This is a genomic window from Flavisphingomonas formosensis, assembly GCF_009755815.1.
In the GTDB taxonomy this organism is placed as follows: domain Bacteria; phylum Pseudomonadota; class Alphaproteobacteria; order Sphingomonadales; family Sphingomonadaceae; genus Flavisphingomonas; species Flavisphingomonas formosensis.
Genome location: NZ_WRPK01000002.1, coordinates 39,185 through 65,437, shown reverse-complemented (window position 1 = coordinate 65,437; position 26,253 = coordinate 39,185). Strand labels below are relative to the sequence as shown.

The following is a 26,253-nucleotide window of genomic DNA, read 5'->3' as shown; positions in this document are numbered from 1 at the left end:
GAAAGGAAGGGAGCACTTCGACGAGCTCAGTGCAATGGTTTACCAAATACCCTGATGGCTTGATCTATCGTCATCCTGGTCCGGCAGGACGGTGAATGTATATCCGAACAATTCCGATCTCTTTCCGAATTGTGACGAACTATTTCCAGAATCAAGAACTAATCCAGCCACCGATAAATTTTGTTCGTCGACCGCCCGTCGGTTCAATCTCTATTTCTCTGGCAGAGATTAAGGGGATTGAAGATGCGCAGATATTCCAACCGCCGCCCGATCGCGCAATCCGTGTTCGTCGCTTTCCTGTCGACCGCCGCGTCGCCCGCGCTGTGCGCTGCCCCGGCGGAGGCGATGGCCGAGCCGGGCGAGGCGGACATACTCGTGACGGCCCGGCGGCGCGAGGAATCGGTGCAGAAGGTGCCGCTCGCTATCGCCGTGCTCGGCGGCAAGATGCTGGATAGGACAGGCACGTTCAGCGTCGCGCGGCTGACCCAGCTGCAGCCGAGCCTGACGCTCTATTCCACCAATCCGCGCAACACGACGCTGAACATCCGCGGCCTGGGATCGCCGTTCGGCCTTACCAATGACGGCATCGAGCAAGGTGTCGGCATCTATGTGGACGAGGTCTATAACAGCCGGGTCGCGTCCTCGACCTTCGATTTTGTCGATATCGAGCGGGTGGAGGTGCTGCGCGGGCCGCAAGGCACGCTCTACGGCAAGAACACGACGGCTGGCGCGATCGGCATCACGACCCGCGCGCCGAGCTTCACGCCCGAGGCACGCGCCGAATTCACCGCCGGCAATCTTCAGTTCCTCCAGGCGAAGGCGTCCTTCTCGGCGCCGCTGGTCGAAGACCGGCTGGCGCTGCGCCTGTCCGGCGCGGTGACGACGCGGCGGGGCACGATCTACAACGTCACCAGCCGGCAGCATGTCAATTCGCTCGACAACAAGGCGGTGCGGGCGCAGCTGCTGCTGCGCGCCACCGATCGGCTCGATCTCACTTTCTCGGGCGACTATAACGATCAGGCGCCGAACTGCTGCGCGCAAATCTATGTACGCACCGGCGCTACCCAGCGGCCGCTGAACCGGCAGTTCGCCGCGCTTGCCGCCGCCTTCGGCTATGCGCCGCCCAGCACCAACGCCTTCGACCGGCTGACCGACCTCGATTCCGAGCTGCGCGCGGAGCAGCAGATCGGCGGCGTGTCGCTGCGCGCGCGCTGGGAGATCGGGCCGGGCACGCTCACCTCGGTCACCGCGTGGCGATTCTGGAACTGGGATCCGTCCAACGATCGCGATTTCACCGGCCTGCCGATCACCACCCTTTCGCAAAATCCATCGCGCCAGCGGCAGTGGACGCAGGAACTGCGCTATGCCGGAACGGCCGGGCGGATCGATTTCGTCGCCGGCCTGTTCGCCTTCCGCCAGACGCTGAAGACCAGCGGCGTGCAGGAACAGGGCAGCGCGGCGAGCCGCTGGTTGCTCAACCCGGCGAGCGCGTCGGCGCAGGATCCCGCGGTGCTGGACGGGCTGCGCTCGGAAAATGCGATCGGGCTGAAGAACAGCAGCCTTGCCGCTTTCGGGCAGATCGGCTGGCGCGTCACCGACCAGCTGCGCCTGCAGCCCGGCTTCCGCGTCAATTACGACCGCAAGTCGGGATCCTATGTCGCCACGGTGACGACCGGCAGCGGATCGACCGTGCTCACGTCCGAACAGCGCGGCGTGCTGGCGCCGCAAAGCTATGATCCGCGGTTCAGCGCCTGGAACGTCTCGGGCGATTTCACCCTCTCTTACGATATCGCGCCGGACGTGCTGGGCTACGCCACCTATGGCCGCGGCTTCAAATCGGGCGGGATCAATCTTTCCGGCCTGCCGCTCGACGGCAACAACCAGCCGATCCTCGCCTCGGCCACGGTGAAGCCCGAGAAGGTGGACCATTTCGAGATTGGGCTGAAAAGCCAGTGGCTCGGCCGTCGGCTGTCGTTCAACCTTTCCGCCTTCTGGACGGACGTGCGCGACTATCAGGCGACCGTGACCAACGGGCAGCTCGGCGTGCTGCGCGGCTATCTCGCCAATGCCGGCAAGGTGCGCACGCGCGGGCTGGAGGCCGATCTTTCGGCGCGGCCGACGGACCGGCTGAGCCTCTACGCCTCCGGGGCCTTCACCGACGCGAAATATGTCCGCTTCGTCGACGCGCCGTGCCCGCCCGAACTCTCCGGTGGCAGCAGCGGGCCGGTGCCGTCCGCGCCGGGAACGCCGGGGGTCAGCCCGGCCTCGTGCGACATATCCGGCCAGCGGCTGCCCGGCGTCTCGCGCTGGTCCGCCTCGTTCGGCGGCGAATATGCATTGCCGGCGACGATCGCCGGGCGGGAGGGGCAGGCCTATCTCGGCGTGGACGGCAGCTATCGTTCCACCTTCTCGTCCAATCCGTCGCGATCGCGCTACACCGACATTGCCGGCTATGCTCTGCTCAACCTGCGCGCGGGCTTTCGCTTCGGTACGGGATGGGACCTGTTCGGCTGGGTCCGCAACGCGCTGGACAAGGATTATTACGAGGTGCTGGCCACCCAGTCGGGCAATACCGGCCTGATCGTCGGCCAGCCTGCCGATCCGCGCACCTATGGTTTGACGATCAAGGGGGCGTTCTGAGGGAGGCGGGCCGTTTGCCTCGGCCTTGCCTCAGCCAAATCTCCGTAAACGCGTCCGGAAGAAGGCGCGATTTCAGATCTCGGATGCCAGGCGCGCCGCGATCGCATCGATGCAGCCCTGGTGGAATTCGGCGGTGATGCTCGGGCAATGGGCGGCATCGCGCAGGCCCGCCTCCAGGGTCCAGCGGAAGCCGGCCTGCTGCGCGCCCGGGAAGCTCGTGGGGCCGATCCAGGTAACGCGGGGCGGCGGGGGCAAGGCGAGGGCGGGTAGCTTCTCCGGCTGCGTCTCGGCGAGCGGCTGGGCGAGGCGGGTGCGGTGGGCCGGGTTGATCGGATAGCCCGGCCGCGGCGGCGGTGGCGCGGCGACGTCGCCGACGATGACCAGCCCGGCAAGGGCGCCCGTCGCCGAGGCGAGCAGGGCGAGGGCGGCCGGCGACGACAAGGTGAGCAGCCAGGGCGCGGCGCGTGCGACGCGGACGGCAATTCGCTGGCTCCGGCTCCGTTTGCGCATGGATCGTGCGATGCTCCCGGTGAAACAGCCTATCGCAACGCGGCGGAGGGCGGCAAGGATCATGGTTAAGCGTCGCTTGCCGCGATGTGTCGCCGCCCGATGCCCTTTGCGACGAAATGTTGGCCGGCGAGTCCGCGCGGGCACACCACAAGCAGTTGAGTCCTGCCAGGGGCGCGGGACTCCATATGCTGTGGCGGACTCCTTGTGTTCCGCCGGTTGCGGCCCGGCCGCAGCGGCGGCGATCAAGTCTTTGAGCTTGACCGCGGAGTCCGGCTGACTCAGGATTCCGCGGCAAGACGGGGGATTTCGGATATGGCGGCTGCGAAGCGCGCGGAGGCGAAGCGGGGAAATGTTGTGTCGGGCCGGCCGCAGCTCAGCCTGCTGTCCCTCGATCGGATCATCGAGCAGGATTGCATCGAGGCGATGAAGGCGATGCCGGATCGCTCGGTCGACATGATCTTCGCCGATCCGCCCTATAATCTGCAGCTCGGCGGCGATCTGTGGCGGCCCGAGGGCGGCATGGTCGACGCCGTGGACGACGATTGGGACAAGTTCGACAGCATCGAGGCCTATGACCGCTTCACCCACGCCTGGCTGGCCGAGGCGCGCCGGGTGCTGAAGGATGACGGCACGATCTGGGTGATCGGCAGCTATCATAACATCTTCCGGGTCGGCGCTGCGTTGCAGGACCAGGGCTTCTGGGTGCTCAACGACATCGTGTGGCGCAAGGCCAATCCGATGCCGAACTTCAAGGGCACGCGCTTCACCAACGCGCATGAGACGCTGATCTGGTGCGCGAAGAGCGAGAAGGCGCGCTACACCTTCAACTACAAGGCGATGAAGGCGCTCAACGACGAGCTGCAGATGCGCTCGGACTGGGTGTTGCCGATCTGCGGCGGGGCCGAGCGGCTGAAGGACGATGACGGCCACAAGACCCATCCGACGCAGAAGCCCGAGGCGCTGCTGTACCGCGTGCTCTTGTCCTGCACCGAGCCGGGCGACATCGTGCTCGATCCCTTCTTCGGCACCGGCACGACGGGCGCGGTGGCCAAGCGGCTGAAGCGGCGCTGGATCGGCATCGAGCGCGAGCCCAAATATGTCGCCGCCGCGCGCGAGCGGATCGAGAGCGCGCTGCCGCTCGACGAGAGCGCGATGACGGTGATGCCCTCGCGCAAGTCGCAGAAGCGCGTGCCGTTCGGGGCGCTGATCGAGACCGGCCTGATCGCGCCGGGCGCGGTGCTGACCGACGCCAAGCGGCGCTGGCGGGCGGTGGTGCAGGCGGACGCCTCGCTCGTCGTCGAGGGGCGGCAGGAATCGATCCACAAGCTCGGCGCGGTGCTGCAGGGGCTGCCCTCCTGCAACGGCTGGACCTTCTGGCATGTCGAGGAGGCCGGCGCGCTGATCGCGATCGATGCGTTGCGCGAACGCCATCGCGTCGAGGTGGGCGAATAGGCCAGGCCGGGCGCCGAATGAAACGCTATCTTCGGCCCACCGCCTTCGTCGACGCGCCGTTCGGCCTGGACGGCCGCGTCGCGCGGCTGGCGGGCGGGCTGGTCTGGTTCTCCGCGGTCGAGATTATCGCCGATGATGGCGGGCGGCGGATCGGCAGCGAGATGGTGCCGGTCGCCGAGATCGAGCGCGCGATCGCCGGCGATCCTGATGCGGAGGCGGCATGGCGGCGGATCGTCGCGCCGCGGCCGGCGCTGACGCTCGGCGAGCGGGTGGTGCGGCTGGATCAGCCGCAGGTGATGGGCATCCTCAACCTGACGCCGGACAGCTTTTCCGACGGCGGCAAGCATGTCGGCGACCCCGCGGCGGCGGCGAGCGCGGGCGTCGCGATGGCGGCGGACGGCGCGGCGATCGTCGATGTCGGCGGCGAATCGACCCGTCCCGGCGCGGCGACGGTCTGGGAGGGCGACGAGGTCGAGCGGGTCGTGCCGGTGATCCGAGCGATGGCGGCGGCGGGCGTCGCCCTGTCGATCGACACGCGCAAGGCGGCGGTGATGGAGGCGGCGGTGGCCGCGGGCGCCACGCTGATCAACGACGTCTCGGCGCTTTCCTACGATCCGCGCGCGATGGACGTCGCGGCGCGATCCGGCCGCCCGGTCGCGCTGATGCACTACAAGGGCGATCCGCAGACCATGCAGCAGGATCCGCGCTACGGCGACGTGCTGCTCGAGGTCTATGACTGGATCGAGGACCGCATCGCGGCTGCCGAGGCGGCGGGCATCGCGCGGGAGCGGCTGATCGTCGATCCCGGCATCGGCTTCGGCAAGACGCTGCGCCACAATCTGCAGCTGCTCAACGGCCTCTCGCTGTTCCACGGCCTCGGCTGCCCGGTGCTGCTGGGCGCGAGCCGCAAGCGGATCGTCGGCGCGCTGTCAGGCGAGGCGCCGGTCGAGAAGCGCCTCGGCGGATCCATCGCGCTCGCGCTCGCTGGCGCGGCGCAGGGCGTACAGCTGCTGCGCGTGCACGACGTCTATGAAACGGTGCAGGCGCTGCGCGTCTGGCGGGGCCAGCGCGACGAGGCACTGACCCCGCTCTGACGCATCCTACAGCGTATAGCCGCCGTCGCTGAGCAGGAGCATGCCGGTGGTATAGCTGCTCGCGTCCGACAGCAGGAAGCACATCTGCGCGGCGACTTCCTCGGGCTTGGCGAAGCGGCCCAGCGGCACCATCGTCTTCGCGAATTCGGCGAAGGTCGCGTCGCGGCCGATCTTCGCTTCCAGTTCCTTGAAGGCGTCCAGCTGCTCCCAGATCGGCGTTTCGACGCAGCCGGGCGCATAGGCGTTGACGCGGATGCGATCGGGCGCGCCTTCCTTCGCGGCGCATTTGGCGAGATGGATCACGCCCGCCTTGGCCACCGAATAGGCGGCCGAGCCGAGCTCGGGCTTCACGCCCGCGGCAGAGGCGGTGATCAGACAGGCGCCGCCCGTGCCTTTCGCCTTCATCGCGCGCATCGCCGAACGTATGGTGAGGAAGGCGCCGTCGAGATTGACCGCCATTACCCGCCGCCAGGCCGCCAGATCGCAATCGGCGAGCGGCACGTTGGCTCCCCCGGCGCCCGCATTGGCATGGGCGATGTCGAGCCCCTCCAGCGCCGGGGCGGCGGCCTCCCAAAAGGCCTCGTCGGAGACGTCGCCGGCCAGCGTGTCGATCTTGGCCCCGCCGATCGTCGCCGCAGCGGCGGCAAGGCCGTCGGCATTGAGATCGCTCATGATGATCCGCCTGGCACCATGGGCCGCGAGGTGACGCACCACGGCAAGGCCGATGCCGGAGGCCGCGCCGGTGACGAGGGCGGTCTTGCCGGAAAAGTCGTTGCTCATAATCCCTCCTGCGAGCATGCGTAAATTTTGCGGCGACCGAATACGCATGGTTCGAATTTATTGTCTAGAGATTGATCAAAGCAGTGGCTTCATCGTCAAAACGATTCGATTTTCCGGAAAATTCTGCGGAAAGCCGATCAGGCGGCGTCGCCGATGCCGAGTTCACCGAGCCGGCGATAGAGGGTGGACCGGCCGATGCCGAGACGGCGCGCGACCTCGGTCATGCGGCCGCGATAATGGCCGATGGCGAGGCGGATGACGTCCGCCTCGATCGCTTCGAGCGGGCGCAGATGGCCATTGGCTTCGAAGAGAGTGATGCCCGATCCGGCGGCCAACAGGCCGTTCATCGCCATGCCGCGCGCCGCCGCCGGGGTCTGCGCAGCCTCGGCGATGTGCGGAAAATCGTCCGCGGACAGGAGTTCGCCGTCGCACAGCACGGCGGCACGGAACAATGCATTCTGGAGCTGTCGGACATTGCCCGGCCAGTCATAGGCCATCAGCAGCGCTAGCGCGTCGTCGCTGATCCCCAGCCGCCGCATGCCGGGCTGGGCTGCGATACGGGCGAGCAGGTGCCGCGCGAGCGCCGGAACATCGCCTGCACGGGCACGCAGCGGCGGAATGGTGAGCTGCACCACCGCGAGCCGATAGAAGAGATCCTCGCGCATCTGACCGCTCGCGATGGCGTCGGCCAGCGGCGCGTCGTTGGCCGCGATGATGCGCACGTCGACGAACTGGCTGTGGCGCCCGCCGATCGGACGAACTTCGCCGGTCTGGATCAGATTGAGCAGCCGTATCTGCGTGTCGGGCGGCAATGCGCCGACTTCGTCGAGGAACAGCGTGCCGCCGTCCGCGGCGACGAGACGGCCGATGCGTCGCTCGAACGCGCCCGGAAAGGCGCCGCGTTCATGGCCGAACAATTCTGATTCGATGAGGTTGGAAGCGATTGCGGCGCAATTGACGGTCACCATCTGGCGCCGTCCGCGCGGCGAGGCGGCGTGGATGGCGCGCGCGATCACTTCCTTACCGACGCCAGGTTCGCCCTCGATCAGCACCGGCACGCGCGCCCGCGCTGCCTTGGCTGCGATCGCCAAGGCGGCGCGGAAATCCGGGGCGGAGCCTACGATCTCCTCGAAACCCAGCACCTGGCCGATCTTCTCGCTGAGCGGGCGCAATTCGCCTTCGTCCTCCCGCGCCGAGACCGCGCTGAGCGCGGCAATCAGGCGGTCGGCAGTGATCGGCTTCACCAGATAGTCGTTCGCACCCGCGCGCATCGCGGCGATCGCGACGTCGACAGAAGTCTGGGCCGTGAGGATCAGAACGGGCAGGTCGGGGTACGATTCGCGGATCGCGACGACGAGTGCACCGTCGTCGGATCCGGGCACCCATGAATCGATCAGGACGGCATCGATCTTCTCGGCTTTCAGCAATTGCCGGGCCGCATCGCGATCCGCGACGGCGTGCATGCGCCAGCCGACGCGCGCGGCGATCGCGCCGATTAGGCGCGTCTGCGCCGGTTCGTCGTCGATCAGCAGCAGAGCTCGCGGTGTCTCTCGCGCCATTTCGTCCCCATCGTCTCAGCCCGGAACGCTATAGCGGCGCTTAGGTAAAGGCGTTCTTAAGAGAGTGGCGTTCGAGCCGCTTCCGGTCAAAATTCGCCATGGCCACGTCAAAATGTTCGGGGGCTTGAGGCGGCGCTGCACAGCGGATAGAGACCGCCGCCGAAGGACCAGCAGATCAGGGGATATGAAATGGCGGACAGCGCGGGCGACTTCAAGGCGCATGAGCAGACCTACGACGGCTTCATCTCGCTGCTCAAGGTCGGCACGGTGCTCACCGCGCTCGTGACCATCCTTGTCATCTTCCTGATCACGCGCTGAAGGCCGATTCCTTGAAGATCGCTGTCGTAAAGGAGCAAGCCGCGGGCGAGTTGCGCGTCGCGGCGACGCCCGAGACCGTCAAGAAGCTGAAGGCGCTCGGCGCCGAGCTTGCCGTCGAGGCGGGTGCGGGAATCAATGCCGCCATATTGGACTCGAGCTTTTCCGATGCGGGAGCCACGATCGGCGATCGAGCGGCCACGCTGGCCGGCGCGGATATCGTGCTGGGCGTGCAGGGGCCGGATCCGGCGAGCATCGCCGGCGTGAAGCCCGGCGCGCTGGTGATCGCGGGCCTCAATCCGTTCGTCGAGCGCACGCGCGTCGACGGCTATGCCGCGGCGAACGTGCAGGCGCTGGCGATGGAATTCATGCCCCGCATCACGCGGGCGCAGTCGATGGACATCCTTTCCTCGCAGTCCAACCTTTCCGGCTACAAGGCGGTGGTGGACAGCGCGGCGGTCTATGGCCGCGCCTTCCCGATGATGATGACGGCGGCGGGCACGGTCGCGGCGGCGCGCGTGTTCGTGATGGGCGTCGGCGTGGCAGGCCTCCAGGCGATCGCGACCGCGCGCCGGCTGGGCGCGCAGGTTTCCGCGACGGACGTGCGCGCCGCGGTGAAGGAGCAGATCGAATCGCTCGGCGCCAAGGCGATCTTCGTCGAGGGCGTGGAGGGACAGAGCGAGGCCGCTGGCGGCTACGCCACCGAAACCTCCGAGGAATATAAGAAGGCGCAGGCCGAGCTGGTCTCGGGCCATATCGCCAAGCAGGACATCGTGATCACCACCGCGCTGATCCCGGGCCGGGCGGCGCCGCGGCTGATCACCGATGCCCAGATCGCGACGATGCGTCCGGGCAGCGTGGTCTTCGATCTCGCCGTGGAGCAGGGCGGAAACGTCGAGGGCTCGGTGGTGGGCGAGATCGTCGAGAAGCATGGCGTCAAGATCATCGGCTATGCCAATATTCCGTCGCGCATGGCGGCCGACGCTTCCTCGCTGTTCGCGCGCAACCTCTTCAATTTCCTGAACGCGTTCTGGAACAAGGAAAAGGGCGAACCGGTGCTGCCCGCCGAAGACGAGATCGTGCAGGCGATCACGCTGACGCGGGACGGCAAGGTCGTCAATTCGCGCCTGCTCGGCTGACCGGCGGTGGCGCGCCGCGCCACCCGCCTTTCGGCTCATCGTTTCCGGCATGGAATGCAGCGCTTTGCGGGCGTAGCATGAGTCAGCAACGATAAGCGAAAGGATGCCGTCATGCTGACGATGAAAGCGCAATGCGAGCATTGCAGCAGCAGCCTGCCCGCCGATCTGGACGGGGCGTTCATCTGTTCGTTCGAATGCACCTTCTGCGCGAATTGTGCGGAAGACGTGCTCGGTTATCGCTGCCCCAATTGCGGCGGCGTGCTCGTCGAGCGGCCGACCCGCGTGGGCGATGCGCTACGACGGGCGCCTGCCGGCGGGGCGATGTGAAGCGCGCGGCGCTTACCCTTGCATGCGCGGCGGCATTGCTGCTGACGGGATGTGTGGTGCGCACTGCCGCCAAAGTCGCGACCGCGCCGGTGCGCGTCGTCGGCAAGGGCGTCGACTGGACGACCACCAGCCGCGAAGAAGCCGACCGCAATCGCGGGCGCGCGATGCGCAAGCAGGAAGAGCGCGCCGCAAAGGCGCGCCGCAAGGAAGAGAAGGATGCGCGCAAGCGGGAGCGGGAGGAGGAGCGGGCGTATCCGTAAGGCGGCGACCCTCGCCTTTCGTTGGGGGGAAATCGTACATGAAGGGCAGGAGCGCACGGGCACGCTCTGCATGCCAAGCTTCCGCAGGATCGTTGGGAACGGGTGACTATCTATCGGCCCGGTCATGCCGGAAGATGCCGGGCCTGCTTTCCAAGTCTTTGTGATCGCATCGTTTTGTGCGGAAAACCGGTTCCCACTTTTCCGCACGATGCTCCAGCATGTCCCGGTGGTGGTAGCTCCTATCCTGCACGGCACTATGGGAGCGTTCAGCGGATCAGACCCGGTCTATTTCCTCGGCCTGGGCCTCGCGGGTTCGTCCCATCTCGCCGGTTTCGGCGATCTCGTCATAGAGTTCGGCCTGCCGGGAGCGCAGCCGTTCGCCTATGGCATCGAGATCCAGCTTGCCTGCGGCATGCGCGGCGAGCGCATCCTCGAACAGATCCTCGTCCTCTTCGTCGATATGATGCACGGTCTCCTCGCCCAGCACGTGGATCTTGGAGGCGAAGAGCGGCTCATCGCCGTCGAGCTGCTCGATCTCGGCGCAGAGCGCCTTGCCGGAGGCATGCTCGACGATGCCTTCATTGACCTCATCCTCGCCGATCACGGGAGCCAGCGCGGGATAGAGTATCTCTTCCTCGATTGTCATGTGGATCGACAGCCGCATGCACAGCTCGCGCGCGATCGCGGTGCGTGTCCGGCCACTGGCTTCCTCGGCCTTGTCGAAGAGCGATCGGAAAACATGATGTTCCTGCTTCAGCAGGGTCAGGGCGATAGGGTCGTCGCTGCGGATCCGATGGTGTCCGCGGTCGTTACGCGGCTCATATTTTCCCATATTCGCGCTCCTTCCGGCCCGATGCATTCGGTGTAGAGCGGAAGAAACGGAAAAACGGGGGCAGCGGTTCCGAAATGCCGGGCCGCGGACGATCGGCAGGCGCGGCTTCCAAGCCGCTTGCTCTCCGGCGCCGGGAGTGGCATCGGCGGGAGCGAGGGCGGTTAGCTCAGTTGGTAGAGCATCTCGTTTACACCGAGAGGGTCGGCGGTTCGAGCCCGTCACCGCCCACCATGGCCTGGCGCGATGGGGTCTGTTTTTCGATCAGAGCGGCCGCACGAGGCGAATCGCCACGGCGGCCCAGGCCGGGTCGGCGATCACCTGTTGCCGCGCGCCGGCGCCGAGCGGCAGGATATGCAGCTTGCCTGCCTCCCGTCCGATCAACCGCCCGAACAGGAATCGGCCGCTCGGCCTGGGCAGCAGCACGTCGCGATTGAGCGCTGTGGCGAACAGGCCCGGTACGATGCGCTCGCACCAGATCTCGTCTCCCGCCCGATAATCGCCGATGCCGGCTTCCACCGATACGGCGACGAGGCCGGGCGAGGCCGATGGCGGGACCACCACGCCTTCGCGCCGAGGCGAATGCGCCCCGTCATGGCCGAGTATTGCGGCGACGGGCAAATCCGCCCGGTCCGGCAGGCGCACCAGATCGGAAGCGTCCACGCCGAGGGCATCGGCAATCCGGTTGAGCCAGCTCACCGAAACCGTGCGCGTGCCGGTTTCGAGTCTCCCGATCGTCTGCGGCGTAGTGGGCGGTACGCAGCGATCGGCAACTTCCTGGAGCGTCAGGCCTTTGGCCCGACGCACTTCCCTTATGCAGGTGATCATCGAGTCCCCACAGGAGATGACAGAGGCGCGCCGAATTGCCCAGGTCCGGCATGCCGCGGTGCAGCACTATCTTCGGTAACTTTTAGTTAACCGATTCGGTTCCCGCGCCTTTCCTACAAGCGCTTGCCGCATGCAAGTCACGAATCTGACATGCGTCTAATCGGGACAGGTGGCGCGGCTTCGCCGGGCAAAAGAATCCCGTGATTTCGTTACCTTATCGGAACAAACGGCCTGTCGTGCCGCGTTGCACAAATATGGCCGCGCCGACCGTCCCAATAGGCGATCCCTTCTCTTTCGCTTTGCTGCCCAAACCCTCGAATTGGTGTTGGCAAGTGTTGCGATGCAATGCATCGCTCATCATGAATCGACTCGTAACCCTTTTTACCGAAACATTATTCCTGGCTGGTGATGGCGAAGAAGCTGCTGCTTGATCCGAAGATCGCCTGGTTTCTGCTCGCGCTCGCCGCTGCATTCGGCATGTGGCTTCGCGCCGACGGGATAGCGAGCCGGCCACTCTGGCTGGACGAAGCCTATTCGGCCTATATCGCCGATCGCGATTTCGCTTTTATCTGGCAGATCGTTCCGAAATTCGAAACGCACCCTCCATTATATTATTCACTGCTTCGTCTTTGGACGCTTGCGTTCGGCGATGCCCTTCTTGCCCGGCGCGTGCTCGGCCTCATTGCCGGCCTTGCCACCTTGCCGGTCGCGGCCCTTTCGATCCGCGAGATCGGCCGCGCGCTGGGCTGGGGCGCGCCGCGGATCCGCGGCGCGATGCTGGCCGCGGTCGCGCTGGTGGCGCTCTCGTCGCTGATGATCGAGATGACGCGGCTGGTGCGGCCCTATTCCGTGCTGATCCTCGTCTACGCCTCGGCCTTGCTCGTGCTGATCCGCATCGGAAGGATCGCGCAGGCCGAACAGCGGCTCGAGACGGGCAGTTTCGCGGTCTACACGCTGCTGCTCGTGCTGACCCTGTGGCTGCACAATCTCGGCGCGCTGTTCGCGGCTGCGCTCGGGATCGGTTCGCTGACGCTGCTGATCGGGCGGGGCCTCCGCCGGCGCGACTGGCTGATATTCTTCGCCGGAACCGTGCTGGCCGTGCTGCTCTACACGCCTGTGCTGCTGATGATCGTCGACCAGATGGCCACCTGGTCGGCAGCGACCTGGCTGCATTTCGATACATCGACGCTGCTGTGGGACGTTTCGCGCCTGCTCGGCGCGCCGGGCAAGGCCGGGTTGTTGCTGACCGTCCTGGTGGCGACGGGTGCGGTCTTCATGCTGGGCCAGCAGCGCGAGGGAGGGCGCATGGCCCTGCTGCTGCTGGTCGCCGCACTGCTGCCGATCGGCGTGTCGATCATCCTTTCGTGGCTGAAATCGCCGGTCTTCTTCCCGCGCACGCTGAGCTCCGCCTCCGTTCCGGCGCAGCTGCTGCTCGCGCTCGGTATCGCGGGTGCACGGGACTGGTGGCGCTGGCCGGCGGTGGCGGCGCTGATCGCGATGCTGATGCTGCTCGTCCGGCTCGACCTGGAGGACCATCGCCGTCGGCCGGCCCAGGACTGGTATGGCGCGGCCGACTGGCTGTCGTCGCAAGTGCGGCCCGGCGACGCCGTCTGGGTCTATCCCAACGATGCGGCGATGCCGCTCCATTATGCCGCGCACGATCGGGGCGAGGAGGGGTTGATCGGGCTGATTCGTGCGATACCCGGCCCCGTTCCGGTGCTGAAGCCGGGACCGGGGGCGGTCTATCCGACGGGCAACCGCGCGGTCGTCACCCTTTCGCCGGCGCGGTTGCGGGAGATTGCCGACGCGCCTCGATCCCGAGCGATTCCGCGCATATGGGTGATACGGATGGCGCCCGACATCTTCGACCAGGGCGATTGGCTTGTCCGCGCCCTGTCGCGAGGCCGCACGCCGATCGCCGGCTGCCTGCACTATCCGATCGATATACGGGGCTTCGCGCGCGTGCCGGCGCCTGTTTCCGCGGCGGCCGACCGGGCTCCGGCGGCCTGTGCAGCGGCGTCCCCGGCCCGATAGGAATTCGCCTTTCCCTCTCGCCAGCGGGCTGCGGCATGCACATGCTTTTATCGGGAGCTCGTTCTTCTTCGTCATCCCGGCTCTTCCACTTCGCCCAGGACGAACTGCGCCTTCGGCGAAAGCCGGGATCGCTCTCCACCGTCACCCGGCTGCCCGTCGTGAGTCATGCAGCTTCCGCTGGCATGACGCGGGAAAGGCCCGCCCCGAACTGTGTGGGAATTCGGCAGAGCTGAGCCGCCGCCGTCGGTTTTCGGATCGTCCGGCCATCGGCGGCTGGACAGAGATGCAGCGGCCACGCACAGTCGCTCCGGGCTTCGCAGGGGAAGGGCGGCAATTGGCGGGATTGTCGGCGGAAAGGGTGCTGCAATCGCCGGTGCGCAACCTGGCGAGCATCATCCTCTTCGTCAGCATCGTCATGGCCATCGCGACCACGGCCTATATGGCGGCGGGCTGGCCCTTCCTCGATGCTCTCTACATGGTGATGCTCACCATCTACACGGTCGGCTATGGCGAGGTGCGGCCGATCGACACGCCGTACCTCCACGTCGTCACGATCGGCACGATGGTGCTCGGCTGCACCGGCATGATCCTGTTGACCGGTGCGCTGGTGCAGGTCTTCACTGCGGTGCAGCTCAAGGAAATGTTCGGGCAGGGGCGAATGAAGAGCAAGGTCGATCATCTCGACGGGCATGTCATCGTCTGCGGCTTCGGACGGATCGGCGCGATGCTGGCCAAGGATCTGGCGACCGCTCGGGTAAAGTTCGTCGTGCTCGAGCGCGGGGCGGCGCGCCTCGCCGAAGCGGAGGCGCTCGGCTATCTCTGCCTGTCGGGCGACGCGACCGACGAGACGGTGCTGCTGTCGGCGGGTGTCGCGCGCGCCAGGACGCTGGCGACGGTGCTGCCCGACGATGCCGCCAACGTCTTCATCACGCTGAGCGCGCGCAGCCTCAATCCGGCGATCGAGATCATTGCGCGCGGCGAGGCGCCGACCACCGAAAGCAAGCTGATCCACGCCGGCGCCAACAAGGTGGTGCTGCCCACGCATATCGGCGCCGAGCGGATCGCGGAGATGATCATCCATCCGCAGGCGATGCGGCTGGTGCGCGAATCCGATCAGATGCAGGCGCTGGAGCGCAGCCTCGGCTCGATCGGACTGGACGTCGGCGTGGTCGCCGTGCCGCCCAATGGCGGCCTGACCGGCGCGACCGTCGGCGAGGCGGAGCGGCGGGGGGCGGGGCGCTTCCTGATCGTGCGGATCGAGCGTGCCGGGGGCGAGGAGGCTGTCGACCAGCCGGCACCGGGCATCCGGATCGAGGCGGGCGACAGTGTCGTCATCGTGCTGCGCGGGAGCAAGGCAGAGGCAAGCGCGCTGTTCGCGCCGCCGCAGGACGGCGTCCGGGCGGGTCGAACGGTCGTGCGATGATCGGACCCATCATGCGGCCGACACCACGGCGAACGCGTGGTGTGTTGCAGTTGAGAGACAAGCCTGTGTCAAAGCGTTGCGCGCAAGCCTGAATGCGTTTTTCCCTGCGCGCCGCACCATCATGGCGCTGCGATGCGGAATATGGCCCAATCCTTGGCGCAAAAGCGGTCCGCCGACGCGCGGAATCCGAGGCAGATCGCGCCTGACGGCGGCCTGGACGCGAACGGCGTTCATCTCATTTTCATCCAAATCGGATCATCGCGGCGCGGCATCGGCAGTTTGTGGCGCCCGACTCTGCCGTCGGCGGCAAGCTGGGCCGAAGCGATCGACAATGGGGGCAATCCCCTCAACCCGAAGGAGTTTTCAAACTTTTTCTGCGATGCACGAAACCGAAATGTGTTCCGGGCGTTCTGCGCGTGCTCGAGGGTTTCTGGGGTGGCGTTTCGCTCAAACAATGAGACATTTCGGCAACAGTTCAGGAATATAAGCGCTTGCGCGGATATTCCGCTTTAGTTAGTGGTTGGACAGTCCCTGTACGGGACAGCGATGAAAGGGGATTGATATGCGGAAGCTCGCCTTAACATTGGCGCTTGCGACCACCGCCCTGGCCACGCCGGCGTTCGCGCGGGACGGTGCCTGGTATGTTGGCGTCGAAGGCGGCGCCATGCTTGTCGAGAACATCAACTACAGCATCCGTGACTCCGGCGGCGCGTCCGTCAAGGTCAAGTCGCACGCTGGTTGGGATGTCGACGGCATCATCGGTTATGACTTCGGTGTGTTCCGCCTCGAGGGTGAAGTCGGCTACAAGCAGGCCGATACCAAGCGGGCGACGCTCTCCGGCGTTGACCTTCCGGGTTATCCGGACGGTGTCTACCGGGGTATGAACGGCAAGACCTCGGCTCTCAGCTTCATGATGAACGGCTTGCTCGACTTTGGTCCTAACGATGGCCTCAGCGGCTATATCGGCGGCGGTGTTGGCGTCGCTCGCGTCAAGGCCGACAAGTACGATCTTTATGGCGGCGGCCCGGAGATCAACGACTCTGATACGCGTTTCGCGTGGCAGGCGATCGCAGGCATCCGTGCCCCGATCACCGACCATGTCGACGTGGGTGTGAAGTATCGCTTCTTCAACGTCGACAACCTGAAGTATGTCGGCTCGCTGCCGGGTCCGTTCGGCGGTCCGTTCGAGACGAAGGACAAGTTCCGCTCGCACACCCTGCTCGCCAGCCTGGTCTACAACTTCGGCGAACCGGCAGCTCCGCCGCCGCCGCCGCCCCCTCCGCCCCCGCCGCCGCCGCCTCCCCCTCCGCCCCCGCCGCCGCCTGCGGTGGAGACCCCGGGTCCGTTCATCGTGTTCTTCGACTGGGATAAGTCGGCGATCACTCCGGAAGCGGCTGCGATCCTCGACAATGCGGCGCAGGCTTATGCCACGACCGGTACCGCCTCGATCATGTTGGCCGGCCACGCCGACCGCTCGGGTTCGGACCAGTACAACATGGGTCTGTCTCAGCGCCGCGCCGATGCGGTGAAGGCCTACCTCGCTGGCAAGGGCGTGCCCGACTCGGCGATGTCGACCGAAGCCTTCGGCGAATCCAAGCCGCTGGTCGAAACCGCCGACGGTGTGCGCGAGCCGCAGAACCGCCGCGTGGAGATCACCTTCGGCCCGGGTTCCGGTCGCTAAGGTGTGAGGGCGCTGCCTTCGGGCAGCGGCCACACGGATACAGGAAGGGGTCCGACCGAAAGGTCGGGCCCTTTTCTTTTATAGTATTTGCGCTGTTCTTGGCGGCGGCGCGCTGCGACTTGGCAATAGCTCGGGTATCGGTGAGAAACGTCGGGCCGGATTTCCGATAAGCGGAATGCTATCACCCGCTCCGGCTGCGCCGCGCCAAAAGCGTGACCCGCCCGAACGCAGGGTCCGGACGGGTCGGTTTCATTCAGGGAACCGCGCGGCGAAAGGCGCGGTTCGCTGTGACGGCAATGCGGATCAGAGCGTCCAGCGATCGACCGTGCCGCTGAAGGCACGATCGCGCCACATGCCCTTGAGATCGGCGATCATGCCGCCCTCATTGGCCAGCGCGGCGATCTCCTCGGCGGCGAGGGTCTTGTAGGCGGCGTGCGGCACCGCCCCGAGCACCACGTCATAGCGGCCCTGCAGCGCATCGGGATCGATCGCCAGACCATATTCGTGGCCGGCCTCGCGATTGTCGGCGAGCGGATCGTGAACGGTCACCTCATGACCGAGCTGCTTCAGCCGCTCGATCACGTCGACCACCCGTGAGTTGCGCAGGTCCGGCACATCCTCCTTGAAGGTGAGGCCGAGCACCAGCACGCTGCCCGCCTTGCCGTCGCGCCGGGCGTGGAGCTGCTCCGCCACCCAGGCGCCCATCGTGTCGTTGATCGAGCGGCCGGAGAGGATCACCTGCGGGTCGTGGCCGAGCTGCTGCGCGCGGTGGCTGAGATAATAGGGGTCGACGCCTATGCAGTGTCCACCGACGAGGCCTGGCTGGAATTTGAGGAAATTCCACTTGGTGCCCGCCGCTTCGAGCACGTCCCAGATCGAGAGATCGAGCTTCGCGAAGATCTGCGTGATCTCGTTCATGAAGGCGATGTTGATGTCGCGCTGCGCGTTCTCGATCACCTTGGCGGCTTCGGCGGTTTTGATCGATGCGGCGGGGAAGGCGCCGGCGCTCGTGATCGCGCCGTAAATCTCGACGAGACGCGCCGTGATGTCGGGGTTCTCGCCCGCCACCACCTTCACGATGCGATCGATCGTATGCTCGCGGTCGCCCGGATTGATGCGTTCGGGGCTGTAGCCCAGGAAGAAGTCGACGCCGCGCTTGAGGCCGGACAGCCGCTCCAGCTCGGGGCCGCACACATCCTCCGTGACGCCCGGATAGACGGTGCTTTCGTAGACGACGATGGTCTGCTTGCCCGCCTGGATCAGGTTTCCCACCGTTCTGGTGCCGGCGAGGAGAGGGCGCAGGTCCGGCTCATTGTCCTCGGTGACCGGCGTCGGCACGGTGACGACGTAGACGTCCGCGCCGCTCGCATCGACCGCGCGGCTGGTGAACAGCAGGCCGGAGGCCTTGAGCCGCTCGCCATCGATCTCGCGGGTGCGGTCGACGCCCTCGCGCAGCTCGTCGATACGCCGACGGTCGATATCGAAGCCCGTGGTCGGAAACTTCTCGGACAGCGCGACGGCGAGCGGCAGTCCCACATAGCCAAGCCCTATCACGACGATGTGGGGTGCATCCCCGGCAGCGGTCATCGATTCAATATCCCTCTTAACCAAAGCGGGCGCCGGCTTGCCGGACGCCCGGATTGCGGCTGTTTCTGCCGTATGCGCCTTGAATATCGATTAACGGCGATCGGATTCGCCTGCGCAACGTGTTTCGCGCTAATGCGTTCACACGGATATCCGAAAGAGAGGAAGCCATGCGCACCATCCTGACAGTTGCGACCGCCATCATGTTCACCGGTGCCGCCGGTACGGCCATCGCCGCCCCGACGCAGAAAGCGGGCGCGGTGCTGTCCGATGCGTCCGGCGCACAGAAGGCGACCGCGACGCTCACCCAGATGCGCAAGGGCATTCGTCTCGTCGTCGATGCGACGGGCCTGCCGGCGGGCGTCCATGGCGTTCATCTCCACACAGTCGGCCAATGCGCGGCGCCCGATTTCGCGAGCGCCGGCGGCCATTGGAACCCGACGCACAAGATGCATGGCAAGGACAATCCGATGGGCGAGCATATGGGCGACCTGCCCAATATCACCATCGGCGCGGACGGTGTCGGCCATCTCGATACGATGATCCCCAATGCGATGCTGAGCGGCGGCGAGATGCCGCTGCTGGATGCCGACGGCGCCGCCGTGGTGATCCACGCGACGGCAGACGATTACAAGACCGATCCGTCGGGCAATAGCGGCGGCCGCATCGCCTGCGGCGTCCTCGCCGCGCGATGAGCGGGTCGCGCGCCTCCGTCCTGTTCGTCTGCCTCGGCAATATCTGCCGCTCGCCGCTGGCCGAGGCGGCGATGCGGGAGGAGGCGGCGCGTGCCGGCCTCGATGTCGAGGTGGATTCGGCCGGCACCGGCGATTGGCATGTCGGCGAACCGCCGGACCGACGCGCGCAGGCGGTTGCGCGGCGTCACGGCATCGACATTTCCGGCTATCGCGCGCGCCAGGTCACCGCGGGGGACTTCGAACGGTTCGATCATATCGTCGCGCTGGATTCGGATAATCTCGCCGGGCTGCGCCGAATCGCGACGGCCGGTTCGCGCGCGGCGCTGTCGCTGCTGCTCGACCATGTGCCCGGACGCGCCGGCCAGCCGGTGGCGGATCCCTATTATGGCGATGCGGACGGCTTCGAGACCACCTGGGCCGACGTCACCGCGGGCGTGCGCGGCTTGGCCGCGGAACTGATGCGCAAAGCGGCGGCATGAGCGCGCGTCCTCAGTCGAGGCGGTAGCGTTCGACGATGGTGTAGATCGAGCCATCGTGGCCCAGATCGCTTTCGTAGAGGCAGAATTCGGTCATCGCGTAGGGATCGCTCGAAACGCCGCCGGCCTCGCTGACCAGCCCGCCGAGCGGTCCCGAGAGGCGGCCGAAACGGGCGATGGTGATATGCGGCAGATAGGCCCGCGTGTCGGGCTCCAGTCCGACACGGACGAGCGCCTGATCGATCTTGTTGTGAAGCTGGCGCGCCGGCTCCGGCGGCGATACGCCGACCCACAGGCTGTCGGCCCGGCCCTTGCGATCGAACTGCCCGACGCCGTCGAGCGCCAGGGCGAAAGCCGGATGATGGACCGTGCCGAGGGCGGCGACGATGTCCTCGGCCCGGTGCCGGTCGACCTCGCCGATGAAGCGGAGGGTGAGATGGAGCTGATCGTCGCGCTGCCAGCGGGCATGGGCGACGCCTCCCATCAGGCCGAGCAGGCGTTCGCGCATCGGGCGCGGTGGGCGGATAGCGACAAAGAGGCGATGCATCGCCGTGCGATTAACTCTCATGCCCTGGCACAGCGCAACCGGTTTCGCTTGAAATAGCCCCGTTTCACCCGATATTATTCACTTGACGGCCGCTTGTGGCCGTAACCACGGAGTTCTTTGACGATGGCAAACTGGTCTGACCCCCGAACGACCGCTGTAGCGCGGCCGGCTGGCGTCGGTGCGGGCGAAGCCGCATTCGATGCGGGGCTGCGGTCCTACATGCTTTCGGTCTACAATTATATGGCGTCCGGCGTGCTGCTGACGGGCGTCGTCGCGATGCTGTTCGCGCGTTCCGGCTATGCCGAGCAGATCATGGGCGGGCCGGGCCTGCTCAAATATCTGATCGTGTTCTCGCCGCTGGCGATCGTGTTCGGCCTCAACTTCGGCGTGAACCGCCTCTCCACCGCGGCGGCGCAGGGACTGTTCTGGGCCTTCGCGACGCTGATGGGCCTCTCGCTGTCGACCATTTTCCTGGTCTACACCGGCACCTCGATCGCGCAGACCTTCTTCGCGACGGCGGTGGCGTTCGGCGGTCTCAGCCTCTACGGCTACACCACGAAGCGGGATCTCGGCCCGATCGGCACCTTCCTGATCATGGGCCTGATCGGCCTGCTGGTCGTGTCGATCATCAACCTGTTCATGCAATCCGAGACGATGAGCTATGTGATCGGTTTCGTCGGCGTGCTGATCTTCGCAGGTCTCACCGCCTATGACACGCAGAAGATCAAGAGCCTCTACTTCCATGTCGCCGGCACGGATTTCGTGGGCAAGTCGGTCGTGATGGGCGCCCTGACGCTGTATCTCGACTTCATCAACATGTTCATGTTCCTGCTGCGGTTCATGGGCGATCGCCGCTAAGCGGCCGATAGCGATCGGACAAAGAAAAGCCCGGCGGAGCGATCCGCCGGGCTTTTTATTGGGTGGAGGCGGAAACTTCCTTCACCCCATTCTGCGGGGCAGGGGCATTCATGTCGTCGGGCTGGAGCGCTTCTTCGTCACACGAACGCAGGCTCGTTGCTTCCGACGGTCGTCCGATTGCCCGTCGAGAGCCATGCCAGCCTCCGCTGGCATGGCGGGAAAACGTAATCGGTCCGATTTGTACACCTCCGCGAGGAGGTGGGTGAAGCTTCAATTGGACGCGTAGGCTCCGAAGGTGACGGCGCATTCCGTCTTGAGCTCGCCCTTCTTCCAGCAGCGATCGTCCATCGCGGGCATCGGCACCGTCGACGGCATCACGCGGAAGGCGAGCAGCCGGTCCGCGGCCGGAACCAGGCTATTGCGAAATTCGCGCATGCGATTCTCGGCCGTGACGTAGAGCTGCCCTCGCGGCCGGCCCAGCGCTTCGCGACCGATCGAGCCAGCCGTGTCGCAGAAGCCGCGCTGGGCGTGCATCGTCGAGAAGCTCTGATAGGTGCGCGTGGTATATTGATCCTGCGCCACCTGCCAGGCCTTGCCCGCCGTGCGTTTGAAATAGCCCGCCATCACCGCATAGGCGTCGGCGAATTCCTTGCCGTGCTGCTTCAGGATCGTGTTGTAATTCGACACGGTCATGAGCGTAGGCGAGAACTGGCATTGCAGCGCCGCGACGTTGAGGCCCGCACGCATGTTCCAGATCAGATTGGCCGTCAGCTCCTTGGACGTGGCGCCAGGCAGCGGTACGCCGAGGCCCGGTTCGTCACCCTTGACGGGCGCCCCCGCGAAATCGGGCGCATTCCAGAACAGAAAAGCGGCGTTGGCCTGCGCTGGCAGGCAGAGAAGCGCTGCGAATCCCGCAACGACGCCCCGGGTTCGGTGCGAACGAATGGCCATATTCTCACTATCCTTCCCCGCTCGCAGCGCCTCGCAGCCATAATCGCGCGCAGCGTCTGCACCGTCGCTGAATGTGGTCGCAACGTCGGAACAAGCCCTTGAATCCGAAGGGCCGCCCGGCAGGCGGCCCTTCGTTCGTTCGCCGTCCCGCGGCGGATCACATTGCGTTTGTACTATTATCCAGCACGATGCTGTTGTCCATCACCATGTTGGTGTCGGCACCCATCGTATCCTCCATTGCGGAGTTGTCCGAGATCGTGCCCATGCCGCTATTGGCATCCACCGAGTTGTCCGCGCTGGTGTCGGCCTTCTTGCCGCATGCCGAAACGGCAAGGGCGGCGGCGATCATGCCGCAGGCGGCCAGTCGCGAAATGGAAACGCGCATCGTAGAACTCCCTCGTCTCAAGCCGATCCGATCGTCGATCGATTGCCGGATCGGCCGTGGAATCTAGCTTCAAACGGAATAGGGCTCAAGATTCCGCGATATGCGGTTCCTCGGCGGCGAGCTGGGCGTAGCGGGCCGCCATGTCGAGGTGGATCCGCCGGATCGACGGCTCTGGCGCGACGCGCGCCATTTGCCGCTCGTCCTGCTCGCGGCGGCGATAATAAGAGATCTGGTCCTGGGGCATTGCGGGCCCTCCAATGGGAAGCGGGAACCAGCCTCGGACTCCCGGCCACCGGCGAGCTTCATGCAGAGAGCCGGTGATGCCGAAACGATAGCATGGCGGGCGGGGCAGGGGATTGACATAAAGCAAAGCCCCGAACCGCGATCGGATCATGACGGAATCGGATGACGGAGAGTTCCCACTTTCCGCACGATGCTCTAGACGACACAGCTCTCTGTGCGGCGATTGGACAGCCCGGAGAGGAAGGCCGGAAAGGCGGCGCGCAATTCTGCGTCGAACTCCGCCATGGAAATGTCGATGCCCAGCCGGGAAAGGCTGGTAACCGGATATTCGGCGATCCCGCACGGAACGATACCTCCGAAATGCCCGAGATCGGGCGCGACGTTCAAGGCGAAGCCATGCAGCGTCACCCAGCGGCGCACGCGAACGCCGATCGCGCCGATCTTCGCCTCGCGGCCGTCATGATCCACCCAGATGCCGATCCGCCCCGGTGCGCGCCGGGCTGCGACGCCGATCCGCGCCAGCGCATCGATCACCCAGCCCTCCAGCGCATGGACGTAGCAGCGCACGTCGCGGCCGCGCTTGTCGAGATCGAGCTGGACATAGCCGACGCGCTGGCCCGGCCCATGATAGGTGTAGCGGCCGCCGCGTCCGGTGGAGAACACCGGGAAGCGATCGGGAGCGAGCAGCTCGCCATCGTCCGCGCTGGTTCCGCGCGTGTACAGCGGGGGATGTTCGATCAGCCAGACGCGCTCGCCCGCTTCGCCCGCGCGGATCGCGGCGGCGCGCGTTTCCATCGATTCCAGGGCTTCGGGATAGGGGGTAAGGCCAGGGGCGACCGTCCATTCGACGTCGCCTGCCATCATGTCTGCCGGATTGTCCATCGGCCATCAGATGCGGTTGACGGCTGGCCTGCGCAAGGCCCGATTGCCCGGGCGCGGCGGCACGCTATAGCGGGCCTCAGTTTGAAGTGGGAGCAGTGCGTGGCCACATTGTCGATCGGGGACGCCTGGGAAGGCGCCTCGGCGTTCCTCAAGCGGGAATGGAAGCTGCTGCTGCCGGTCTCCCTGGCGTTCGTCGGAATGCCGGGGCTGGTGACGGAGCTTCTGGGGCCGAAGATCGATCCCGCCAATCTCGGCACGATGTCCTCGTCGCAGCTGATGCCCTGGCTGTTCGGAATGAGCCTGATCGGCCTGTTCGGCCAGCTCGCGATCAACATATTGGTGCTGGTGCCCGGCGTGAGCGTGGGCGAGGCGCTGTCGCGCGCCATCCATCGCTTTCCGATCCTGCTCGCAGCGGTTCTCGTCGCGATGGGGGCAGGGCTGGCGGCGATGGTGCTGCTCACGACCTTCCTTTCGTTGGGCGGCAAGGCTGGAGCGGCGCTGGGCGTCGGCATGGCGATGGCCGGCGGTTTCGTGCTCGCGCTGCGCCTGATGGTCACCCATGTCGTGGTCGTCGCCGAACCGGTTGGGCCGGTGCAGGCATTGCGGCGCAGCTGGCAGCTGACCGGCGACCATGCCTTGAAGCTGCTCGGCTTCTGCGCGCTCGCCTTTTTCGCGCTGATCGCGATCTCGGTGGTGGTCGCCGCGCTCGGTTCGGTGTTGACGATCTTCGACGCGCTCGGCGGCCCCGGCATCTCCGCGACGGCGAGCGGCGTGCTCGGCGCCTTCGTCAATTCCATCACCACCATGATCTTCACCGTGGTGACGGTATTCCTCTACCGTCAGCTCGCCGGGTCGAACAGCGGCACGTGAGGCGCGGCGTCGCGCGGCAGCAGGCCGGCGATGCGCGGATCGGCGAAGGTCTCGACCGACTGGGCGAACGGCATGAAGCCCGAGCGCCGGTAGAAGCCGAGCGCCCCCGGATGATCGAGCGTGCAGGTATGCACCCAGACGCGCTCGACCCCCTTGCGCCAGGCAAGGCCCAGCGCCTGCGCCATCAGCCAGCGGCCATGGCCCTTGCCGGCCAGTTCCGGCACGAGGCCGAAGAAGCTGAGCTCGCAAGTTGCCTGCGTGCGCAGATCGAGTTCGAGAATGCCGATCTCGATGCCCTGACGGTCGGTGACGGCGAAGATCTCGACGGCGGGATCGTGAATGATCGTGCGCAGCTCGCGATCGTCCATTGCGAGGCGCGAGAACCACAGCCACGGCGTGCCGATACGGCGGAAGAGGGCGCGATATTTGTCCGCGCTCGGCTCGCGCCAGCGCACCAGACGGAAAGGTGAGGGCGGCAGCGGCGCGGCACGCGGGGGTGCCTTCATCTCCAGCGAGGTGACGATCGTCGCGATCTCGCCCTTGGGAACGACGCTCAGCCCCATGTCGCCACCGGCGGCAGGCTCATGAGAATCGCGTCGATATTGCCGCCGGTCTTGAGCCCGAACAGCGTGCCGCGATCGCACACCAGGTTGAATTCGGCGTAGCGGCCACGATAGGCGAGCATCTGCGCGCGATCCTCCTCGCTGGCGGGCGTGCCCATACGGCGGCGGACGATTCGCGGGAAGACTTCGAGAAACGCCTCGCCCACGGCCCGGGTAAAGGCGAAGTTCGGCTCAAAGTCACCTTCGATATGATCGAAGAAGATGCCGCCGACGCCGCGATGCACCTTGCGATGCGGGATCCAGAAATAATCGTCAGCCCAAGCCTTGAAGCGGGGATAGTCGCCGGCTTCGTGCGGTTCGCAGGCCGCCTTCATCGCGGCGTGAAATGCCTCGGTATCCTCGACATAGGGAATGGGCGGATTGAGATCCGCCCCGCCGCCGAACCAGCGCCGCGTCGTCGCCAGGAAGCGCGTGTTCATATGCACGGCGGGCACATGCGGGTTCGCCATGTGGGCGACGAGACTGATGCCGGTCGCAAAAAAGGCCGGATCTTCCCCCGCGCCGTGGATCGATTTGGCGAATTCCGGCGAGAAGCTGCCGCCGACGGTGGAGACGTTGACGCCGACTTTCTCGAACACGCGGCCTTTCATGAGGCCGCGCACGCCGCCGCCGCCCTTACCCTCGGGATCGTCGTCCCGATTCCAGGGTGTGTAGGAGAAGGCTGCGTCGCTGCTCGCCTCGCGCTCGATCGCTTCGAAGGCGGCGCAGATTCGGTCGCGCAGGGATTCGAACCAGTCGCGCGCGCGGCTCTGCTCCTCGTCCAGTTCGATCATGCGGGCCAGCCTCCGGTGTCAGTCAATGCGTGGGCAAGCGCGATGCCAGCGGCGACCGCGACATTCAAGGAGCGCAGCCCCGCCGCCAGCGGAATCCGGACCCGTCCGTCCGCCGCGGCATGGACGTGATCCGGTACGCCTGCGCTTTCGGAACCGAGCAGCAAAATGTCCCCCGGGTGGAATCGGGTCTCCGGAAGGGGCGTCGCGCCGCGGGTGGTGAGCAGGATGATCCGCCCCTGCCGCGCGGCCAGGAAGGCATTCCAGTCCGCATGGCGCACCATCTCGGCGGAAGGCGCATAATCCATGCCCGCACGCTTCAAGGCACGGTCGGAGAAGGCGAATCCGCACGGCTCTATGATATCCACGGGCGTCGCGAGGCACGCCCCCAGCCTCAATATGGTGCCGACATTTCCGGCGATGTCGGGCTGGAACAGCGCGATCCGCATGAAACTCGCATAGGAATGCTGCGATGCCTTCGCAACCGCCGAAAAATCG

General features: G+C 66.1%; 29 protein-coding genes and 1 tRNA gene. 15 read left to right on the top strand and 15 right to left on the bottom strand.

The features are described 5' to 3' along the window. Positions 1 to 243 precede the first annotated feature (243 nt). Complete coding sequence (locus GQY20_RS06460; RefSeq protein ID WP_157216260.1) at positions 244 to 2,640, top strand: TonB-dependent receptor; 2,397 nt, start codon at positions 244 to 246, stop codon at positions 2,638 to 2,640. A 72-nt stretch (positions 2,641 to 2,712) separates the two neighbouring features. Here the strand turns inward: GQY20_RS06460 and GQY20_RS06455 are convergent, their stop codons facing one another. After that, positions 2,713 to 3,150 carry a hypothetical protein gene (locus tag GQY20_RS06455; RefSeq protein WP_157216259.1) on the bottom strand — a complete coding sequence of 146 codons (438 nt, stop codon included), beginning with the start codon at positions 3,148 to 3,150 and terminating at the stop codon, positions 2,713 to 2,715. A gap of 312 nt (positions 3,151 to 3,462) precedes the next feature. Here GQY20_RS06455 and GQY20_RS06450 point away from each other — a divergent pair, with 312 nt between their 5' ends. Then, the gene (locus GQY20_RS06450; protein ID WP_157216258.1) at positions 3,463 to 4,602 is read left to right on the top strand and encodes a site-specific DNA-methyltransferase; all 1,140 of its coding nucleotides are present in this window, start codon (positions 3,463 to 3,465) and stop codon (positions 4,600 to 4,602) included. A 17-nt stretch (positions 4,603 to 4,619) separates the two neighbouring features. After that, the gene (gene folP / locus GQY20_RS06445) at positions 4,620 to 5,696 is read left to right on the top strand and encodes a dihydropteroate synthase (RefSeq protein WP_157216257.1); all 1,077 of its coding nucleotides are present in this window, start codon (positions 4,620 to 4,622) and stop codon (positions 5,694 to 5,696) included. A gap of 6 nt (positions 5,697 to 5,702) precedes the next feature. On the opposite strand, the gene GQY20_RS06440 is transcribed toward folP, so the two are convergent. Together GQY20_RS06440 and GQY20_RS06435 are read right to left on the bottom strand one after the other, a co-directional pair. Then, a complete protein-coding gene (locus GQY20_RS06440) occupies positions 5,703 to 6,476 on the bottom strand; it encodes an SDR family NAD(P)-dependent oxidoreductase (protein ID WP_157216256.1) in 774 nt (257 codons plus the stop codon). A 137-nt stretch (positions 6,477 to 6,613) separates the two neighbouring features. Then, positions 6,614 to 8,035 (bottom strand): sigma-54-dependent transcriptional regulator, encoded by a 1,422-nt coding sequence (locus GQY20_RS06435; protein WP_157216255.1) that lies wholly within the window; start codon positions 8,033 to 8,035, stop codon positions 6,614 to 6,616. Positions 8,036 to 8,224: 189 nt separating this feature from the next. On the opposite strand from GQY20_RS06435, the gene GQY20_RS06430 reads away from it, so the two are divergent. The 4 genes from GQY20_RS06430 (at position 8,225) to GQY20_RS06415 (ending at position 10,076) form a co-directional block, all read left to right on the top strand. Next, entirely contained in the window at positions 8,225 to 8,353 is a 129-nt protein-coding gene (locus tag GQY20_RS06430) for an aa3-type cytochrome c oxidase subunit IV (protein ID WP_157216254.1), read from the top strand. Between the two features lie 11 nt (positions 8,354 to 8,364). Continuing rightward, a complete protein-coding gene (locus GQY20_RS06425; protein WP_157216253.1) occupies positions 8,365 to 9,489 on the top strand; it encodes a Re/Si-specific NAD(P)(+) transhydrogenase subunit alpha in 1,125 nt (374 codons plus the stop codon). A 111-nt stretch (positions 9,490 to 9,600) separates the two neighbouring features. Next, positions 9,601 to 9,816, top strand: a complete 216-nt coding sequence (locus GQY20_RS06420) for a DUF1272 domain-containing protein (protein WP_157216252.1) — start codon at positions 9,601 to 9,603, stop codon at positions 9,814 to 9,816. Continuing rightward, on the top strand, positions 9,813 to 10,076 hold the full coding sequence (locus GQY20_RS06415) for a hypothetical protein (RefSeq protein WP_157216251.1): 264 nt from the start codon (positions 9,813 to 9,815) through the stop codon (positions 10,074 to 10,076). Before GQY20_RS06420 ends, GQY20_RS06415 begins: the two co-directional genes overlap by 4 nt. A 274-nt stretch (positions 10,077 to 10,350) precedes the next feature. On the opposite strand, the gene GQY20_RS06410 is transcribed toward GQY20_RS06415, so the two are convergent. Continuing rightward, positions 10,351 to 10,908, bottom strand: a complete 558-nt coding sequence (locus GQY20_RS06410; RefSeq protein ID WP_157216250.1) for a hemerythrin domain-containing protein — start codon at positions 10,906 to 10,908, stop codon at positions 10,351 to 10,353. A 155-nt stretch (positions 10,909 to 11,063) separates the two neighbouring features. Here GQY20_RS06410 and GQY20_RS06405 point away from each other — a divergent pair. Further along, positions 11,064 to 11,139 (top strand) — tRNA-Val (locus tag GQY20_RS06405). 30 nt (positions 11,140 to 11,169) lie between these two features. On the opposite strand, the gene GQY20_RS06400 is transcribed toward GQY20_RS06405, so the two are convergent. Further along, entirely contained in the window at positions 11,170 to 11,733 is a 564-nt protein-coding gene (locus GQY20_RS06400) for a helix-turn-helix domain-containing protein (RefSeq protein WP_157216249.1), read from the bottom strand. Between the two features lie 408 nt (positions 11,734 to 12,141). Here GQY20_RS06400 and GQY20_RS06395 point away from each other — a divergent pair, with 408 nt between their 5' ends. Both GQY20_RS06395 and GQY20_RS06390 read left to right on the top strand, forming a co-directional pair. After that, positions 12,142 to 13,767, top strand: coding sequence for a glycosyltransferase family 39 protein (locus GQY20_RS06395; RefSeq protein ID WP_157216248.1), 1,626 nt, complete (start codon positions 12,142 to 12,144; stop codon positions 13,765 to 13,767). Between the two features lie 334 nt (positions 13,768 to 14,101). Continuing rightward, positions 14,102 to 15,190, top strand: a complete 1,089-nt coding sequence (locus GQY20_RS06390) for a potassium channel family protein (protein ID WP_232475918.1) — start codon at positions 14,102 to 14,104, stop codon at positions 15,188 to 15,190. 9 nt (positions 15,191 to 15,199) lie between these two features. Here GQY20_RS06390 and GQY20_RS31965 read toward each other — a convergent pair whose 3' ends face one another. Further along, positions 15,200 to 15,424, bottom strand: a complete 225-nt coding sequence (locus GQY20_RS31965; protein WP_198350856.1) for a hypothetical protein — start codon at positions 15,422 to 15,424, stop codon at positions 15,200 to 15,202. Between the two features lie 328 nt (positions 15,425 to 15,752). On the opposite strand from GQY20_RS31965, the gene GQY20_RS06385 reads away from it, so the two are divergent. Continuing rightward, positions 15,753 to 16,871 (top strand): OmpA family protein, encoded by a 1,119-nt coding sequence (locus GQY20_RS06385; protein ID WP_157216246.1) that lies wholly within the window; start codon positions 15,753 to 15,755, stop codon positions 16,869 to 16,871. Positions 16,872 to 17,174: 303 nt separating this feature from the next. On the opposite strand, the gene GQY20_RS06380 is transcribed toward GQY20_RS06385, so the two are convergent. Beyond that, a complete protein-coding gene (locus GQY20_RS06380; RefSeq protein ID WP_157216245.1) occupies positions 17,175 to 18,458 on the bottom strand; it encodes a nucleotide sugar dehydrogenase in 1,284 nt (427 codons plus the stop codon). A 167-nt stretch (positions 18,459 to 18,625) separates the two neighbouring features. On the opposite strand from GQY20_RS06380, the gene GQY20_RS06375 reads away from it, so the two are divergent. Then, positions 18,626 to 19,150, top strand: coding sequence for a superoxide dismutase family protein (locus GQY20_RS06375; protein WP_157216244.1), 525 nt, complete (start codon positions 18,626 to 18,628; stop codon positions 19,148 to 19,150). Continuing rightward, positions 19,147 to 19,629 carry a low molecular weight protein-tyrosine-phosphatase gene (locus GQY20_RS06370; RefSeq protein WP_157216243.1) on the top strand — a complete coding sequence of 161 codons (483 nt, stop codon included), beginning with the start codon at positions 19,147 to 19,149 and terminating at the stop codon, positions 19,627 to 19,629. The genes GQY20_RS06375 and GQY20_RS06370 overlap by 4 nt, the downstream gene beginning before the upstream one ends. Positions 19,630 to 19,639: 10 nt before the next feature. Here the strand turns inward: GQY20_RS06370 and thpR are convergent, their stop codons facing one another. Next, complete coding sequence (thpR, locus tag GQY20_RS06365; RefSeq protein WP_157216242.1) at positions 19,640 to 20,173, bottom strand: RNA 2',3'-cyclic phosphodiesterase; 534 nt, start codon at positions 20,171 to 20,173, stop codon at positions 19,640 to 19,642. 123 nt (positions 20,174 to 20,296) lie between these two features. Here thpR and GQY20_RS06360 point away from each other — a divergent pair, with 123 nt between their 5' ends. Next, positions 20,297 to 21,031 carry a Bax inhibitor-1/YccA family protein gene (locus GQY20_RS06360; protein WP_157216241.1) on the top strand — a complete coding sequence of 245 codons (735 nt, stop codon included), beginning with the start codon at positions 20,297 to 20,299 and terminating at the stop codon, positions 21,029 to 21,031. Positions 21,032 to 21,301: 270 nt separating this feature from the next. Here GQY20_RS06360 and GQY20_RS06355 read toward each other — a convergent pair whose 3' ends face one another. The 4 genes from GQY20_RS06355 to lipB form a co-directional block, all read right to left on the bottom strand. Continuing rightward, on the bottom strand, positions 21,302 to 21,982 hold the full coding sequence (locus GQY20_RS06355) for a hypothetical protein (RefSeq protein ID WP_157216240.1): 681 nt from the start codon (positions 21,980 to 21,982) through the stop codon (positions 21,302 to 21,304). A 157-nt stretch (positions 21,983 to 22,139) separates the two neighbouring features. After that, complete coding sequence (locus GQY20_RS06350) at positions 22,140 to 22,367, bottom strand: hypothetical protein (RefSeq protein ID WP_157216239.1); 228 nt, start codon at positions 22,365 to 22,367, stop codon at positions 22,140 to 22,142. Positions 22,368 to 22,452: 85 nt separating this feature from the next. Next, the gene (locus GQY20_RS06345) at positions 22,453 to 22,611 is read right to left on the bottom strand and encodes a hypothetical protein (protein WP_157216238.1); all 159 of its coding nucleotides are present in this window, start codon (positions 22,609 to 22,611) and stop codon (positions 22,453 to 22,455) included. A 194-nt stretch (positions 22,612 to 22,805) separates the two neighbouring features. Next, on the bottom strand, positions 22,806 to 23,492 hold the full coding sequence (gene lipB / locus GQY20_RS06340) for a lipoyl(octanoyl) transferase LipB (RefSeq protein WP_408641056.1): 687 nt from the start codon (positions 23,490 to 23,492) through the stop codon (positions 22,806 to 22,808). Between the two features lie 99 nt (positions 23,493 to 23,591). Between lipB and GQY20_RS06335 the strand changes: the two genes are divergently transcribed. Continuing rightward, a complete protein-coding gene (locus GQY20_RS06335) occupies positions 23,592 to 24,362 on the top strand; it encodes a glycerophosphoryl diester phosphodiesterase membrane domain-containing protein (protein ID WP_157216237.1) in 771 nt (256 codons plus the stop codon). Here GQY20_RS06335 and GQY20_RS06330 read toward each other — a convergent pair. Genes GQY20_RS06330 through GQY20_RS06320 form a run of 3 tightly spaced genes read right to left on the bottom strand, consistent with a single transcriptional unit; the run spans position 24,332 to position 26,204 of the window. After that, positions 24,332 to 24,925, bottom strand: coding sequence for a GNAT family N-acetyltransferase (locus GQY20_RS06330; RefSeq protein ID WP_157216236.1), 594 nt, complete (start codon positions 24,923 to 24,925; stop codon positions 24,332 to 24,334). The genes GQY20_RS06335 and GQY20_RS06330 overlap by 31 nt on opposite strands. Next, entirely contained in the window at positions 24,916 to 25,758 is an 843-nt protein-coding gene (gene hemF / locus GQY20_RS06325; RefSeq protein WP_157216235.1) for an oxygen-dependent coproporphyrinogen oxidase, read from the bottom strand. Before hemF ends, GQY20_RS06330 begins: the two co-directional genes overlap by 10 nt. Beyond that, positions 25,755 to 26,204 carry a tRNA (cytidine(34)-2'-O)-methyltransferase gene (locus GQY20_RS06320; protein WP_157216234.1) on the bottom strand — a complete coding sequence of 150 codons (450 nt, stop codon included), beginning with the start codon at positions 26,202 to 26,204 and terminating at the stop codon, positions 25,755 to 25,757. The genes hemF and GQY20_RS06320 overlap by 4 nt, the downstream gene beginning before the upstream one ends. Positions 26,205 to 26,253 lie beyond the last annotated feature (49 nt).